We start from the raw sequence: 17,032 nt of genomic DNA on the forward strand, positions 1-17,032 counted from the left end.
TAAGCATGTTGAAATCCATCATTCCCTTGATCTTGGCTGCAGCCGTTTGTGGTGCGCAGGCGGATGTTCAAGTCCTGGTAATGCCGATACCCGAGCAGTTGCAACCCCTGAAGCCCATCGAGGTTGCGGAGAGCGACTTGGAGAAGCGAAAGCGGCTCGACCGAATCGATTCGGTAGTCCAACGCTTCAAACTTAATAAGGACGAGAAGTTTATTTACACGAGTGAAAAAAGCCCTAGCATGTTCCTCGGGCATTTGAGTGTCGTCTACAAGGTTTATCCAGAAGAAACGCAGTTGAAGGTGATTAAATTCAATATGCGAAACGGGGAAGCCTATCTATTTTCTGTTAATTCCGAAGACATCCAACCCTATACGCATTTCATAACGAGTTCGCTTGATACCCGAGTTGTCAGCGATGTCCTGAGACCAGGCGCATCAGCGGCTAAATCCAAGGAACATTACAAAGACTGGTACGACACTTATCAGTCATCTCGAGCGAAACTCGCTCGAAAAATTGTGGCAAGTAATACCTGTGAAACAGTTACGAGTGTCGACTTCTACAGTCTCAACGGCGGGCAGTTCACTGCGTTTTGCGGAAATGGCATGGAGTTTAGTCAAACCCAAGCAGAGATTGAGTCCGAGCAGCCAATAGACCCGACTATAAAAAAATGGGTGGTCAAACGGCCCCAGTGATTTCAGGTCACGGTCTGCTCTTGGGTATCGGGGGCGTGTCAGTGAATGCCAAAAGCGTGGGAATGCAGCCCGGGACGCTCCGCGTCCCTGCCGAAGCGGACGCAGAGCGTCCATTGAGGCATTCCCACGCAGGAGCGTGGGAACGATCATCTCCGTAGATTTCAAGGTGAGTCGAAGTTGTCCAGCACCCGATTCACCGCCAGCTCTCCAAGCATGATCGACTGCTGAATTCCAAGCAGTGTGTTGCACTGCGATCCTTCCAGAAACCTCACGAAATCACTCGCCATGACATTCGCTGATGCCAGCGATTCACAGGCGTATTCCAGCAAGGTCCGGTTGTCGATATCCGGGGCGATGAGGACGATGTTGCTGGGTTTTCGCTTGTAGATGGGCGCTACGTTGTCGGCGGACTGATTGAGCGTTTCTGCGCCCGGGGACGTATCGCGAGATGCCGAATCACTATCCGGCGGGTTTGGTGTGTCCTTGAACATAATCGTCATTTCCTGATGTGGTGCCGCCATTCCATCGCTACTAATACGAAGGGGTGGCGGCTGTACGCAGGTTAGTAGACCGGGGAAACGAAGAAAGCCGGCGCGCCCGAGGGCGCCCTACGCACAACCACCATCAAGAACAGGCATAGGAATACCTGATTGACGGACACTTATGCGATCTTCAAATACCACGAGCTACTAAACCCGATCACTGATGAGCAGTGACGCGAATCAAGTTATCGATGGACTCAAAAGCGCACAAGGGGACGGATTCTGGGTTAGTCGTAGCCTCCGTCGCAAGGTGTTGTAGTCTTCCGGAATATAGCTTCGGAAATGTCCCACAGAGGACCTCACGATTTCAGCGGTTCAACCTTCCTCGTCAACAACTCCACAAACGCCTTTGCCATCGGCGATTTCTGATCCTTGCGTTGCACCAGCCACACCGCCGACACCGCTTCCGGATCCAGCAATGGCCGATAGACCACGCCATCAATCCTCATCCGCTGGTACGACGCCGGCAACACCGACACCCCCAACCCCGCCGCCACCAACCCGATGATGGTCATCGCCTCACCCGCCTCTTGGGCGAAATGCGGGCTAAACCCGGCATCCCGCGCCAACGTCAGTAATTGGGCGTACAGACCACTGCCATAACTGCGTGGGAAAAAGACGAATGGTTCGAGGGCCAGAGCTGAAAGAAACAGACCTTCTTCGCTGCCATTGACCAGCGGATGCTTGGAGCTAAGCACGGCCACCAATGGCTCGCGCATCAATTCCACGACGCTGAGGGAATCCGGCAAACCGAGCGGCCGCATGATGCCGACTTCGATCGATTCATCGACCAGTGCGTCGGCCACTTGGGTGCTGCTCATCTCCCGCAGGTTCAGGTGCACGGCCGGGAAGCGCTGGCGAAACGAGAAGATTGCCTGAGGGATGGTCGAGTTGAACGGTGCCGACGAGGTGAAGCCGATCTTCAGTTCACCCAACTCGCCCAGTTGCGCACGCCGGGCAACATCCGCCGCTTTATCGACCTGGGCCAGCGCCAGCCGCGCCTCTTGCAGAAACAATCGGCCGGCCTCGCTGAGTTCGACCCGACGATTGGTCCGCTCGAATAACCGTGCGCCCACCTCAGCTTCCAGCGCCTGAATCTGCTGGCTCAGCGGCGGTTGGGAGATGCCCAGCACCTGGGCGGCGCGGCCAAAGTGCAGTTCTTCGGCGACGGCGATGAAGTAGCGCAGGTGGCGCAATTCCATGAAAACTCCATTAGGTCGTAAAACCTCTTAAACAGGTCGAATAATATATTGGATTGAATCGTTAGGCAGCTATATGCTTTTTTCATTGCCTGACCGGCTGCGCCCTCCGAGGTCCGAAGTGAAAACTGCTGTCGCCCCACTCGCCCATGAAGCTCCGCCCACTGCGCTGGACGATGTCGTCGCCGAGCTGAACGAAATCTACATCGAGAAAGGCACGCCGATGTTTATGCGCACGGTGCTGGCGCTGTTCTCCGGCGGCTTTGCGACGTTCGCGCTGCTGTATTGCGTACAGCCGATGATGCCGCTGCTGTCCCACGAATATTCGATCAACGCGGCGCAAAGCAGCCTGATCCTGTCGGTGGCCACCGGCATGCTCGCGATTGGTCTGCTGATCACCGGGCCGATTTCTGACCGCGTCGGGCGCAAACCGGTAATGGTGACGGCCCTGTTCGCGGCGGCGTTGTGCACCATGGCCAGCGCGATGATGCCGAGCTGGGAAGGCGTGTTGATCATGCGGGCGCTGATCGGGCTGTCGTTGAGCGGTCTGGCGGCGGTCGCCATGACGTACCTGAGCGAAGAGATTCATCCGCAACACATTGGTCTGGCGATGGGCTTGTACATCGGTGGCAACGCCATCGGCGGGATGAGCGGACGACTGATTACCGGCGTGTTGATCGACTTCGTGAGCTGGCACACGGCGATGCTGGTGATTGGCGGTCTCGCGCTGATCGCGGCGACGGTGTTCTGGAAAATTCTCCCTGAATCGCGCAACTTCCGCGCCCGCTCGATGCACCCGCGCAGCCTGTTCGACGGCTTCACCATGCACTTTCGCGATGCCGGTTTGCCGCTGCTGTTCCTTGAGGCTTTCGTGCTGATGGGCGCGTTCGTCACGCTGTTCAACTACATCGGCTATCGCCTGTTGGCCGAGCCGTACAACATGGACCAGGCCTTTGTCGGGTTGCTCTCTGTTGTGTACCTGTCGGGGATTTACAGCTCGGCGAAGATCGGTTCGCTGGCCGACAAACTGGGCCGACGCAAAGTGCTGTGGGCGACGATTGTGCTGATGCTCGCAGGCCTGGCGCTGACCATGTTCACGCCGCTGCCGTTGGTGATCATCGGCATGCTGATCTTCACCTTCGGCTTCTTCGGCGCGCATTCGGTGGCGAGTAGCTGGATCGGGCGCCGGGCGATCAAGGCCAAGGGACAGGCGTCGTCGCTGTACCTGTTCAGCTATTACGCCGGGTCGAGCATTGCCGGTACGGCCGGTGGAGTGTTCTGGCACCTCGGTGGGTGGAACGGGATCGGGTTGTTTATTGGCGGGTTGTTGGTGATTGCGTTGTTGGTGGCGTTGAAACTGGCGAAGTTGCCGCCGTTAGGCGATATAAGGGCCTGACCCAATCCCCCTGTGGGAGCGGGCTTGCTCGCGAAAGCGGTTGAGCATTCAACAATGATGTCGACTGATCCACCGCTTTCGCGAGCAAGCCCGCTCCCACATTTGACCGAGTACACCAAACAAAAACGCCCGGCATAAGCCGGGCGTTTTCGTTATGGGGCGACGACTACTCGTGATACTGCGCCGACAACTCATGCACCGCGCGCAGGAACGCACCCGCATGCTCCGGATCCACTTCCGGGGTGATGCCATGGCCGAGGTTGAACACGTGGCCGCTGCCCTTGCCGTAGCTGGCGAGGATGCGGCCGACTTCGGTGCGGATGGCTTCTGGCTTGGCGTAGAGCACGGTCGGGTCCATGTTGCCTTGCAGCGCGACTTTACCGCCGACACGCTGGCGGGCTTCGCCGATGTCGCAGGTCCAGTCCAGGCCCAACGCATCAGCGCCGGCGTCGGCGATGCTTTCCAGCCACAGCCCCCCGCCCTTGGTGAACAGGATGACCGGAACCTTGCGGCCTTCGTGTTCGCGGATCAGGCCGCTGACGATTTTGCGCATGTAGGCCAGGGAGAATTCCTGGTACGCCGCCGCCGAAAGGTTGCCGCCCCAGCTATCGAAAATCTGCACCGCTTGGGCACCGGCCATGATCTGGCCGTTGAGGTAGCTGGTGACCGACTGAGCCAGCTTGTCGAGCAACAAGTGCAAGGCTTGCGGGTTGTCGTAGAGCATGGTTTTGGTCTTGCGGTAGTCTTTCGACGAGCCGCCTTCAACCATGTAGGTGGCCAGGGTCCATGGGCTGCCAGAGAAACCGATCAGCGGCACGCGGCCATTCAGTTCGCGGCGGATGGTGCTGACCGCGTCCATCACATAACCGAGGTCTTTGTGCGGGTCCGGGATCGGCAGGGCTTCGACGTCGGCCAGGGTGCTGACGACTTTCTTGAAGCGCGGGCCTTCGCCGGTTTCGAAGTACAGGCCTTGGCCCATGGCGTCCGGGATGGTCAGGATGTCGGAGAAGAGGATCGCCGCGTCCAGTTGCGGGTAGCGGTCGAGCGGTTGCATCGTGACTTCGCAAGCGAACTCCGGGTTCATGCACAGGCTCATGAAGTCACCGGCCTTGGCACGGCTGGCGCGGTATTCCGGCAGGTAGCGACCGGCCTGACGCATCATCCATACCGGCGTGACGTCTACAGGTTGCTTGAGCAGGGCGCGAAGGAAACGGTCGTTCTTCAGGGCAGTCATGTCGGCATCCGGAAAAAAAGTGCGGGCATTTTCTCAGAGCGCGGCGCAAAAGGCACGGCAAGCGCCGCACCTTTTGTCTATCGGGTCAATTTGTCGCGGTAAGACCACGGTTTTCGCAACACCCTGAAACCAATGTGGGAGCGGGCTTGCTCGCGAAAGCGGTGTGTCAGGCAACATCAATGCTGACTGACACTCCGTCTTCGCGAGCAAGCCCGCTCCCACATTTTGATCGTATTCCAATCTCAGGAAGTGATCAGACGCCCAAGTAATCCAGAATCCCTTCAGCGGCATTACGCCCTTCGAAGATCGCTGTCACCACCAGGTCAGACCCGCGAACCATATCGCCACCGGCGAAGATTTTCGGGTTGCTGGTCTGGTGCTTGTACTTGCCTTGTTCCGGGGCCACGACGCGGCCCTGGCTGTCGGTCTGGATCTCGAACTGTTCGAACCACGACGCCGGGCTCGGACGGAAACCGAACGCGATGACCACGGCGTCGGCCGGGATGATCTCTTCGGAACCCGGGATCGGCTCGGGGCTGCGACGGCCACGGGCGTCCGGTTCGCCGAGACGGGTCTCGACCACTTTCACGCCTTCGACGCGGTCTTCACCGACAATGGCGATCGGCTGGCGGTTGTAGAGGAATTTCACGCCTTCTTCCTTGGCGTTCTTCACCTCTTTGCGCGAGCCCGGCATGTTCGCTTCGTCGCGACGATAGGCACAGGTCACGGACTTGGCGCCCTGGCGGATCGACGTGCGGTTGCAGTCCATCGCCGTGTCGCCGCCGCCCAGCACCACAACCTTCTTGCCTTTCATGTCGACGAAATCTTCCGGCGACTTTTCAAAGCCCAGGTTGCGGTTGACGTTGGCGATCAGGAAGTCGAGCGCGTCATGCACGCCCGGCAGGTCCTCACCGGCAAAGCCGCCCTTCATGTAGGTGTAGGTGCCCATGCCCATGAACACGGCATCGTATTCTTCGAGCAGTTGCTCGATGGTCACGTCCTTGCCCACTTCGGTGTTCAGGCGGAATTCAATGCCCATGCCGGTAAAGACTTCGCGGCGATTGCTCAGCACGGTCTTTTCCAGCTTGAACTCGGGGATGCCGAAGGTCAGCAGACCGCCGATTTCCGGGTTCTTGTCGAACACCACCGGGGCCACGCCGCCACGTACCAGTACGTCGGCACAACCCAGGCCGGCCGGGCCTGCGCCAATGATCGCGACACGCTTGCCGGTCGGTTTGACCTTGGACATGTCCGGGCGCCAGCCCATGGCGAACGCGGTGTCGGTGATGTACTTCTCGACCGAACCGATGGTCACCGCGCCGAAGCCGTCGTTAAGGGTGCAGGCACCCTCGCACAGACGATCCTGTGGGCACACCCGGCCGCAGACTTCCGGCAGGGTGTTGGTCTGGTGCGACAGCTCGGCGGCCTGGAGGATGTTGCCCTCGGCCACCAGCTTCAGCCAGTTCGGAATGAAGTTGTGCACCGGGCACTTCCATTCGCAATACGGGTTACCGCAACCCAGGCAGCGGTGGGCCTGATCGGCCGAATGCTGGGGTTTGAAGGGTTCGTAGATTTCCACGAACTCTTTCTTGCGTTGACGCAACAGTTTCTTCTTCGGATCCTTGCGCCCGACATCGATGAACTGGAAGTCGTTATTCAGACGTTCAGCCATTGTTAAAACCTCATCAAACTCTTCAGGCGCATATCACTGCGGGTTGGCACGGGTGCTGGAAAGCAACGATTTCAGGTTGGCAGCCTTGGGCTTGACCAGCCAGAAACGGCGCAGATAGTCGTCGAGGTTCTCAGCGAGGTTACGACCCCATTCGCTGTCGGTTTCCGCGACGTATTCGTCCAGCACGCGTTGCAGGTGGCTGCGATAGGCTTCCATCGCTTCGCCGCTGATCCGCTGGATTTCCACCAGTTCGTGGTTGACCCGGTCAACGAAGGTGTTGTCCTGGTCGAGCACGTAGGCGAAACCGCCGGTCATGCCTGAGCCGAAGTTGTAACCGGTCTTGCCCAGGACGCAGACGAAACCACCGGTCATGTACTCGCAGCAGTGATCGCCAGTGCCTTCCACCACGGTGTGAGCACCGGAGTTACGCACGGCGAAACGCTCGCCCGCGGTGCCCGCGGCGAACAGCTTGCCGCCGGTGGCGCCGTACAGGCAGGTGTTGCCGATGATGGCACTGTCCTGAGTCTTGTAGACGCTGCCCTTCGGCGGAACGATGACCAGTTTGCCGCCGGTCATGCCTTTGCCGACGTAGTCGTTGGCGTCGCCTTCCAGGTACATGTTCAGGCCGCCGGCGTTCCACACACCGAAGCTCTGACCGGCCGTCCCTTTGAAGCGGAAAGTGATCGGCGCGTTCGCCATGCCTTGGTTGCCGTGCTTGCGCGCGATTTCGCCGGAGATCCGCGCGCCGATGGAACGGTCGCAGTTGCAGATATTCAGCTCGAAATCAGCGCCGCTCTTGTCGTTGATCGCCGAGGTGGCCATGTCGACCATTTTCTCGGCCAGCAGGCCTTTGTCGAACGGCGGGTTGCGGTCCACCTGGCAGAATTGCGGCTTGTCTGCCGGGATGTGATCGCTGCCGAGCAACGGGGTCAGGTCCAGGTGTTGCTGCTTGGCGGTCTGGCCTTCGAGGATTTCCAGCAGATCGGTACGGCCGATCAGCTCTTCGAGGGAGCGCACGCCCAGCTTGGCCAGCCACTCACGGGTTTCTTCGGCGACGTAGGTGAAGAAATTCACCACCATGTCGACGGTGCCGATGTAGTGATCCTTGCGCAGTTTCTCGTTCTGAGTCGCGACGCCGGTGGCGCAGTTGTTCAGGTGGCAGATGCGCAGGTATTTGCAGCCCAGGGCGATCATTGGCGCGGTGCCGAAGCCGAAGCTTTCAGCGCCGAGGATTGCAGCCTTGATCACGTCGAGGCCGGTTTTCAGACCACCGTCGGTCTGTACCCGGACTTTGCCGCGCAGGTCGTTGCCACGCAGGGTCTGGTGGGTTTCGGCCAGGCCGAGCTCCCACGGTGCACCCGCGTATTTGATCGAGGTCAGCGGCGATGCGCCGGTGCCGCCGTCGTAGCCGGAGATAGTGATCAAGTCCGCATAGGCCTTGGCCACACCGGCGGCGATGGTGCCGACGCCTGCTTCCGCGACCAATTTCACCGAGACCAAAGCCTTCGGATTGACTTGTTTCAGGTCGAAAATCAGCTGTGACAAATCTTCAATCGAGTAGATGTCGTGGTGCGGTGGCGGCGAAATCAGGGTCACGCCCGGCACTGCATAACGCAGCTTGGCGATCAGACCGTTAACCTTGCCCCCAGGCAACTGACCACCTTCACCGGGCTTGGCGCCCTGGGCGACTTTGATCTGCAGCACTTCAGCGTTGACCAGGTATTCCGGGGTTACACCGAAACGGCCAGTCGCAACCTGTTTGATTTTCGAGCTTTTGATCGTGCCGTAGCGCGCCGGGTCTTCGCCGCCTTCGCCGGAGTTGGAACGCGCACCGAGGCGGTTCATGGCTTCGGCCAGGGCTTCGTGAGCTTCCGGCGACAAAGCGCCGAGGGAGATGCCGGCGGAGTCGAAGCGCTTGAGCACCGATTCCAGCGGTTCGATCTCGCTGATGTCCAGCGCCGTGTCCAGGGTCTTCACCTTGAACAAGTCACGGATCATCGACACCGGACGGTTGTCCACCAGCGCCGTGTATTCCTTGAACTTGCTGTAGTCGCCCTGCTGCACAGCGGCTTGCAGGGTGCTGACCACGTCCGGGTTGTAGGCGTGATATTCGCCACCGTGGACGAACTTCAGCAAACCGCCCTGCTGGATTGGCTTGCGCGGGCTCCAGGCTTCGGCGGCGAGGGCTTTCTGCTCGGCTTCGATGTCGACGAAGCGCGCGCCCTTGATGCGGCTTGGCACGCCACGGAAGCTCAGTTCGCAGACTTCTTCGGACAGGCCGATGGCTTCGAACAACTGCGCGCCGCGATACGACGTGATGGTCGAAATGCCCATCTTCGACAGAATCTTCAACAGACCTTTGGTGATGCCTTTGCGGTAGTTCTTGAACACCTCATAGAGGTCGCCCAGCACTTCACCGGTACGGATCAGGTCGCCCAGCACTTCGTAGGCCAGGAACGGATAAACCGCCGAGGCGCCGAAACCGATCAACACCGCAAAGTGATGCGGGTCGCGAGCGGTGGCGGTTTCCACCAGGATGTTGGAGTCGCAACGCAGGCCTTTTTCGGTCAGGCGGTGGTGCACCGCGCCAGTGGCCAGCGAAGCGTGGATCGGCAATTTGCCCGGGGCAATGTGACGGTCGCTCAACACAACTTGGGTACGACCGGAACGCACGGCTTCTTCAGCCTGATCGGCGACGTTGCGGATCGCCGCTTCGAGGCCGACGCTTTCGTCGTAGTTGAGGTCGATGATCGCGCGCTCGAAGCCCGGACGATCGAGGTTCATCAACGAACGCCACTTGGCCGGGGAAATGACCGGCGAGCTGAGGATTACGCGCGAGGCGTGCTCCGGCGACTCTTGGAAAATGTTGCGCTCTGCACCGAGGCAGATTTCCAGCGACATGACGATGGCTTCACGCAGCGGGTCGATCGGCGGGTTGGTGACCTGCGCGAACTGCTGACGGAAATAGTCGTACGGCGTGCGCACGCGCTGGGACAGCACGGCCATCGGCGTATCGTCGCCCATCGAGCCGACGGCTTCGTAGCCTTGCTCGCCGAGCGGACGCAGCACCTGGTCGCGTTCTTCGAACGTGACCTGATACATCTTCATGTATTGCTTGAGTTGGTCGACGTCATAGAAAGCCGAACCGTGGTCGTTGTCTTCCATGGTCGCCTGGATGCGCAGGGCATTCTTGCGCAGCCATTGCTTGTACGGATGACGGGACTTCAAGCGGTTGTCGATCGCATCGGTATCGAGGATCTGGCCGGTTTCGGTATCCACGGCGAAGATCTGACCCGGGCCCACACGGCCCTTGGCGATCACGTCTTCAGGCTGGTAGTTCCAGACACCGATTTCCGAGGCCAGGGTGATGAAACCGTTTTTGGTGGTAACCCAACGCGCCGGACGCAAACCGTTACGGTCGAGCAGGCACACCGCGTAGCGACCGTCGGTCATGACCACGCCGGCCGGGCCGTCCCACGGTTCCATGTGCATCGAGTTGTATTCGTAGAACGCCCGCAGATCCGGGTCCATGGTTTCGACGTTCTGCCACGCAGGTGGAATGATCATCCGCACGCCACGGAACAGGTCGATGCCACCGGTGACCATCAACTCGAGCATGTTGTCCATGCTCGAGGAGTCGGAACCCACGCGGTTCACCAATGGGCCGAGTTCTTCCAGGTCCATCAAGTCGTTGGTGAACTTGGTGCGACGGGCCACGGCCCAGTTGCGGTTACCGGTGATGGTGTTGATTTCGCCGTTGTGGGCGAGGAAGCGGAACGGCTGCGCCAACGGCCATTTCGGCAGGGTGTTGGTCGAAAAGCGCTGGTGGAACACGCAGATCGAGGTTTGCAGGCGTTGGTCGCTGAGGTCTGGATAGAAGGCGGTGAGGTCCGCCGGCATCATCAGGCCTTTATAAATGATGGTCTTGTGCGAAAAGCTGCAGATGTAGTGATCGGCGTCACCGGCGTTGGCCACGGACGAGCGGCGACGGGAGGTGAACAGCTTGATCGCCATGTCCTGATCGCTCAGGCCTTCACCACCGATGTACACCTGCTCGATTTGCGGCAGGCGCTCAAGGGCCAGACGGCCGAGGACGCTGGTGTCGATCGGCACTTTGCGCCAGCCGACGAGGGTCAGGCCGGCAGCGATGATCTCGCGGTTCATGTTCTCGCGAGCGGCTTCGGCTTTGACCGGGTCCTGGTTGAAGAAGACCATGCCCACGGCATATTGCTTGGGCAATGCGACGCCGAAGGTTTCCTGGGCAATGGCTCGCAGGAACACATCCGGCTTTTGAATCAGCAAGCCGCAACCGTCACCGGTCTTGCCGTCGGCGTTGATCCCACCGCGGTGGGTCATGCAGGTCAGGGCCTCAATGGCCGTTTGCAAAAGGGTATGACTGGGCTCGCCCTGCATATGGGCTATCAGGCCAAAACCGCAGTTATCCTTGAATTCATCTGGTTGGTACAGACCTGCTTTCATAGACACTTTCTCACCAGGCTGCCTCTTTTCGAGGCAAATTTCTTTTCAATTCAACCACTTGCCATCCACGCCGAACGTACGTCGGCTTTGCGGGGGCAAAAGGGAGGTCATTGTACACACCGACACTTACGCTCACAAATTTGACGACGAAATGTCGCAAATCTATGTCGCATTTGTGAAAGGTTTAAAGCGATACGCTGTGCTAGTCAAAACTTTTTTAATTTTGACCGCAACGACTCAAAGACCACTATGACGCAGACACCACAAGGCACGCGGCCTGTAGAGGCGGCATGCGCTTGTAGAAATTTTGAGGTGCCGAGAGAGGCGGCCTGGGTAAGGCCGCCGAATCATCAGCGAGCTGTTGCCAGTTCCTGTTGGACGCTGGCGACGGAGCGAGGCCAAGGTTTACCAGCCTGAACCTTCGCTGGCAAGGCCTTGATGGCGGTAACGGCTGCATCGCGGTTGGCGAAGCTGCCGTAGGTGATGACGTAAAGCGGTTTGCCGTTCAGCACTTTCTTGAAATACCGGTACTCGCCGCCCTGCTCCTTGACGAAGGTTTGCGCAGTGGCTTCGGAGCTGGTGCCGAGGATCTGCACCACGTAATTGCTCGTCGGTTGTCCGGCGTACCAGGTGCCACCGGCAGCCTTGGCGACGGTAACCGGCTTCTCGGCCGGTTTGGCGGCAACCACAGGCTTGGCTGGCGCTGGCGCCGGTTTGGCCACTGGCGCAGGCGCTGGCTTGGCGGTAGCAACCTGCGTCGGCGCCGGAACCGGTTTGGCGGCTGGCGTCGGTGCAGGACCAGGCTGGATGCCAGCCGGCGGCGCAACGGTGGTCACGGTCGGCGGTGTGGCGCTGGAGCCTTCGACCGGCACGCCGTCGTCGCCTTCAGTGATACCACCGGCCGCTTCAGCCAATGGGCTGCGCATGACCGGTTGCGATTGGCCGACCAGCGGCAATGGCATCGGTTGGGTGTTGCCGGCGAACTCTACCGAAGGCGCGCCCCCGGCAGCGTTAGGTTTTGGCGTGCCCAATGGCAACTGAGCCTGCTCATTTGCAGGTGCGCCGGTGGTCGGTGTCTTGCTGCGGCCCGGCATCAACCAGGCGGCGGCTACCGCGACCACGACTACGGCGGAAATCGCCAATACGTGTTTCTTCGGCATGTTGAACCCCATACTTGGACGCTTCACCGCTGTGCGGCTGGCAATCATGGCTTCGATCATCGCATCGCGGGCGACCTGGTTGATATTGCCAGGCCAACCTTCGGAGCTTTCGTGAATATCAGAGATCTGATCCGCGGTGAAAAGTTCGATACCCCGACCGGCGCCTTCAAGACGCTGGTCCAGGTATTCGCGGGTTTCTTCTTCGGTGTACGGCTGCAATTCGATGACGTGGAAGCGCTCTTCCTCAAGGCTCAGGGCCTCCAGTTGCGCAATCAGCGACGACTCGCCGAACAGGAACACATGCGGGCGACCCTCAGGCGCACCGGCGGCCAACGCCATCAAGGCTTCGAGCGCGGATTCGTCGAGTTGCTCGGCGTCGTCCACCAGCAAATAGACTTCCTGCCCGGTCAGCGCGAGTTGCACCACCTGGGCCAGAATCGCACCGATCTCGGCCTGGGCCACGTTCAGCGCCTGGGCGACTTGACGCAGTACACCGGCCGCATCGCCGGCACCACGGGCGGAAACCACCACGCTTTGCACGGACTGCTTGTTGGTGCTGGCCACCAGGGCCTGGCGCAACAGCGTCTTGCCGCTGCCTTGCGGGCCGGTGACCACCAGCAGCAACTGGCTGTAGCGCGCCAGGTGATGCAGTTGTCCCAGCACCGGTTTGCGCTGGGCCGGGAAAAATTTGAAGCCAGGCACCCGTGGAGCGAAAGGGTCATGACTTAACTGGAAATGGCCGAGGAAAGCCTCGTCGGCATGCAAACTAGTCATCGGGATCTTATTAACCTTTAAGCTGAGCCAGGGCGCGGTAATCCGCTCCCAGCGTGGCCTGTAGAACCTCTTTCGGATAATCGTCGGTCACCACCGCTTCGCCCATGTGGCGCAGCAGCACCAGGCGCAAACGACCGTCGATCACTTTCTTGTCAATTGCCATGTGTTCGAGAAAATCGGCTTCGGTCATCTCTTCCGGCGGGACGACCGGCAGGCCGGCACGCTGGAACAGGCGAATGCCGCGATCCCGCTCCTGCTCGCTGATCCAGCCCAGGCGCGCGGACATTTCCAGCGCCATGACGGTCCCGGCAGCGACCGCTTCACCGTGTAGCCACACACCATAGCCCATGTGGGTTTCGATGGCGTGGCCGAAGGTGTGCCCCAGGTTCAGCGTGGCGCGCACGCCGGTTTCTTTTTCGTCGGCGCCCACCACTTCAGCCTTGGCCTCGCAGGAGCGCTTGATAGCGTACGTCAGGGCGACCTGATCGAGAGCGCGCAGGCGATCGACGTTTTCTTCGAGCCATGTCAGGAACGGCTCATCGCAGATCAACCCGTACTTGATGACTTCAGCCAGGCCCGCAGACAGTTCGCGCGCCGGTAAGGTATTGAGCGTCGCGGTATCGATCAGCACCACATTGGGCTGATAGAAGGCGCCGACCATGTTCTTGCCCAGCGGATGGTTGATTCCGGTCTTGCCACCCACCGAAGAGTCAACCTGCGACAGCAACGTGGTCGGCACCTGAATGAAATCGACGCCGCGCTGGTAGCAGGCGGCGGCAAAACCGGCCATGTCACCAATCACGCCGCCACCGAGGGCGATCACCGTAGTGCGGCGGTCGTGCCGGGCGGTCAGCAGACCGTCGAAAATCAGTTGCAGGGTTTCCCAGGTCTTGAAGGCTTCGCCGTCGGGCAGCACCACGGAGACAACCGAGAACTGAGCGAGGCTTTTGGTCAGACGTTCGAGATAGAGCGGCGCAACAGTCTCGTTGGAGATGATTGCCACTTGCCGCCCGCGAACATGCGGGGCCAGCAACTCGGGCTGATCCAACAAACCTTCGCCAATATGAATCGGGTAGCTGCGCTCGCCTAGATCGACCTTGAGTGTCTGCATGTGTCCCCACAGTGAAGATGGAATCAGGCGTCCTGCCTTGAATTAACGAAGGTGCGCGGCGTCTGCTGGTGTGACGCCGTTTGATAGCCATCCGCCACAACCTTGAGCGGCCATGACAGGACGCCGAGGATAGCGCATTTCGCGCCGCGCTTTAACGGGGCGGAAGTTGCTGCAAGCGTTCGAGGATGTCTAGCACAACCATTCGCGGCGGCCGCTCATCGGTTTCCACCACCAGATCGGCGATTTCCCGATAAAGCGGATCGCGGATCGCCAGCAGATCCCGCAGGGTCTTGGCCGGATCGGCGGTGCGCAACAGCGGACGATTGCGATCTCGAGCGGTGCGGCCGACTTGCTGCTCAACGGAGGCGTGCAGATAAACCACGCGCCCTCCGGCATGCAGGGCCCGACGATTGGCTTCGCGCATCACTGCACCGCCACCGGTCGCCAGCACTACGCCGTCGCAGGCGCACAGCTCTTCGATCATCGCCTGCTCGCGATCACGGAAGCCGGGCTCGCCTTCCTTATCGAAAATCCACGGGATATTGGCGCCCGTGCGCAATTCAATTTCCTTGTCGGAATCTTTGAATGGCAGGCGCAGCTCTTTGGCCAGCAAACGGCCGATGGTGCTTTTGCCAGCACCCATCGGTCCAACAAGAATCAAATTTCGCACAGAATCAACGACTCACAGCAATCGCCTGGTTATTCATGATACGCGGAGTGAGAAATACCAGCAGCTCGGATTTTTTCTCCGAAACCACGTCACGCCGGAAAAGGCGGCCAAGATACGGCACATCGCCGAGAAATGGCACCTTATCTACAACCTTGCTCTGAGTATTTGAGAAAACCCCGCCGATGACGATGGTCTCGCCGTCGTTGACCAGCACTTTGGCGTTGACCTCGTTTTTCTTGATGGGCGGTACGTCCTGCACCTTGTTGAGGTAGTCCGGTTCGTCCTTGGTGACCTTGACCTCCATGATGATGCGGTTATCCGGGGTGATTTGCGGCGTCACCTCCAGGGACAGCGAGGCCTCCTTGAACGACACCGATGTCGCGCCGCTGGAACTGGCTTCCTGATACGGAATCTCGGTGCCTTTGAGAATTTTCGCGGTTTCCTTGTCGGACGTGACCACTTTGGGCTGCGAGACGATTTCGCCGTTGCCGGTCTTTTCCATGGCTGTCAGTTCAAGGTCGAGCAGCACGTTGTCAGTAATGAAGGCGATGCCGAGCCCCGAGGTATTGGCCGCCGTGCCCATATCGACGAACGGCGAGTTGGTGCTGGTGCTGCCGGGCGTACCGATGGTGGACGACGCGTTGGCGCCGTTACTGACACCCGAGGTGTTCCAGTTGCCCTTGTTCTGGATCGAGCCGCCCCAGCGCACGCCGAGACTCTTGTCGTAATCGACGTTGGCTTCGACGATCCGCGCCTCAATCATCACCTGGCGCACCGGGATATCCAGTTGCGCGACGATGCGCCGAAGCTCGTCGAGGCGATCCTGGGTCTGGTAGGCGATGATGTTGTTAGTGCGCTCGTCGACCGTGATCGAGCCCCGCTCATCGACTTTCGCCTCGGCGCTGGTCACTGACGTGAACAGCTTGGCGATGTCGGCGGCCTTGGCGTAGTTGACCTGCAACAGCTCCCGACGCAGCGGCGCCAGTTCGGCAATCTGTTTTTGCGACTCCAGTTCCTGACGCTCACGGGCCGCGATTTCATCCGCTGGCGCGACCAGCAGGACGTTGCCGATCATGCGCTTGTCCAGGCCTTTGGTTTTCAGCACCAGGTCCAGCGCCTGATCCCACGGCACATTCTGCAGACGCAAGGTAATACCGCCCTGCACCGTGTCACTGGCCACCAGATTGAGGTTGGTGAAGTCGGCGATCAGTTGCAGCACCGAGCGCACGTCGATGTCCTGGAAATTCAGCGAGAGCTTTTCGCCCGTATAGGCAAAACGCTCGGCATTGCGCTTTTGCAAGTCGTCGGCGGTGACCGGACGGATGCTGACGGTCAGCTTGTTGTCGGTTTGATAGGTCGAATATTCGAAGGCACCACTGGGCTCGATGCTGATCACGGCGCGGTCGCCGGTAGCGCTGGCGTTGACGAACTGCACCGGGGTGGCGAAATCCTTGACGTCCAAACGCACACGCAACGGCTCGGGCAATTGGGTCCTGGCGAAACCGAGGATGATCTTGCCCTCGCGTTCCTGGATGTCCGGCGCGATGGACGGATCCGACAAGTCGATCACCACATTGCCTTCACCCTGGGTGCCGCGCTGGAAATCCACACCGCGAATGGCTTTGCCCACGGGAGCGTAGGGCTTGGCGGGTGCCGGTTTGGCAGCCGCTACCCGCGGTGCGCTGGCGACGGGTTTGGCTGCCGGGCTCTTCGCGCCTTGCCCGACGACCACGAACAGATTGTTGCCTTCAACCCTGGAGCTGTAGGGCGTCAGTTGGGTCAGGTTGATGATCAGTCGCGTGCGGTCCTTGGCCTCCACCACCGTGGCGCTGCGAGCATTGCCACCGCCCAGGTCACGATTTTTATTGGCCAGTTTGCTGACCACACCCGGGAGATCCAGCGCGATGCGCGCCGGTGATTCGGTGGTGTAGCCGTGGGGCGGCGGTGGCGGTCCGTCGAAGGTCAACTTCAACTCGACACGGTCACCCGGCAGCGCGGCGACATCCAGCGCGTTGAGGGCGGCCGCTTGTACCATCGGCGACAGCAGCGCTATCCATAGCGAAATACCGAGGGTTGAGAAAATCCTGTTCATTATTCGAGTTC

11 protein-coding genes are annotated in these 17,032 nt (G+C 59.9%); 2 read left to right on the top strand and 9 right to left on the bottom strand.

Annotated elements, in window-relative coordinates:
- Window positions 1-5: 5 nt before the first annotated feature.
- Entirely contained in the window at window positions 6-692 is a 687-nt protein-coding gene (locus HB680_RS19160) for a hypothetical protein (protein WP_213940117.1), read from the top strand.
- A gap of 161 nt (window positions 693-853) precedes the next feature.
- Here the strand turns inward: HB680_RS19160 and HB680_RS19165 are convergent, their stop codons facing one another.
- Window positions 854-1,183: a DUF6124 family protein gene (locus HB680_RS19165; RefSeq protein ID WP_213940118.1), complete on the bottom strand. Its 330-nt coding sequence runs from the start codon at window positions 1,181-1,183 to the stop codon at window positions 854-856.
- A gap of 350 nt (window positions 1,184-1,533) precedes the next feature.
- Window positions 1,534-2,436, bottom strand: a complete 903-nt coding sequence (locus HB680_RS19170; RefSeq protein ID WP_213940119.1) for a LysR family transcriptional regulator — start codon at window positions 2,434-2,436, stop codon at window positions 1,534-1,536.
- A gap of 118 nt (window positions 2,437-2,554) precedes the next feature.
- Between HB680_RS19170 and HB680_RS19175 the strand changes: the two genes are divergently transcribed.
- Window positions 2,555-3,829, top strand: coding sequence for an MFS transporter (locus HB680_RS19175; protein ID WP_213940120.1), 1,275 nt, complete (start codon window positions 2,555-2,557; stop codon window positions 3,827-3,829).
- Between the two features lie 166 nt (window positions 3,830-3,995).
- Here HB680_RS19175 and hemE read toward each other — a convergent pair whose 3' ends face one another.
- From hemE to pilQ, 7 genes are all read right to left on the bottom strand, one after another.
- Entirely contained in the window at window positions 3,996-5,063 is a 1,068-nt protein-coding gene (gene hemE, locus HB680_RS19180; protein WP_213940121.1) for a uroporphyrinogen decarboxylase, read from the bottom strand.
- A gap of 253 nt (window positions 5,064-5,316) precedes the next feature.
- Window positions 5,317-6,735 carry an FAD-dependent oxidoreductase gene (locus HB680_RS19185; protein ID WP_213940122.1) on the bottom strand — a complete coding sequence of 473 codons (1,419 nt, stop codon included), beginning with the start codon at window positions 6,733-6,735 and terminating at the stop codon, window positions 5,317-5,319.
- Window positions 6,736-6,768: 33 nt separating this feature from the next.
- A complete protein-coding gene (gltB, locus tag HB680_RS19190) occupies window positions 6,769-11,214 on the bottom strand; it encodes a glutamate synthase large subunit (protein ID WP_213940123.1) in 4,446 nt (1,481 codons plus the stop codon).
- 350 nt (window positions 11,215-11,564) lie between these two features.
- Window positions 11,565-13,148, bottom strand: a complete 1,584-nt coding sequence (locus HB680_RS19195) for an AAA family ATPase (protein WP_213940124.1) — start codon at window positions 13,146-13,148, stop codon at window positions 11,565-11,567.
- Window positions 13,149-13,158: 10 nt separating this feature from the next.
- Window positions 13,159-14,259 (bottom strand): 3-dehydroquinate synthase, encoded by a 1,101-nt coding sequence (gene aroB / locus HB680_RS19200; RefSeq protein ID WP_213940125.1) that lies wholly within the window; start codon window positions 14,257-14,259, stop codon window positions 13,159-13,161.
- A 151-nt stretch (window positions 14,260-14,410) separates the two neighbouring features.
- A complete protein-coding gene (aroK, locus tag HB680_RS19205) occupies window positions 14,411-14,929 on the bottom strand; it encodes a shikimate kinase AroK (protein ID WP_201192108.1) in 519 nt (172 codons plus the stop codon).
- Between the two features lie 4 nt (window positions 14,930-14,933).
- Window positions 14,934-17,021 carry a type IV pilus secretin PilQ gene (gene pilQ / locus HB680_RS19210; RefSeq protein WP_213940126.1) on the bottom strand — a complete coding sequence of 696 codons (2,088 nt, stop codon included), beginning with the start codon at window positions 17,019-17,021 and terminating at the stop codon, window positions 14,934-14,936.
- Between the last annotated feature and the right edge of the window lie 11 nt (window positions 17,022-17,032).

This window comes from Pseudomonas sp. dw_612 (assembly GCF_018449725.1).
Classification (GTDB): domain Bacteria; phylum Pseudomonadota; class Gammaproteobacteria; order Pseudomonadales; family Pseudomonadaceae; genus Aquipseudomonas.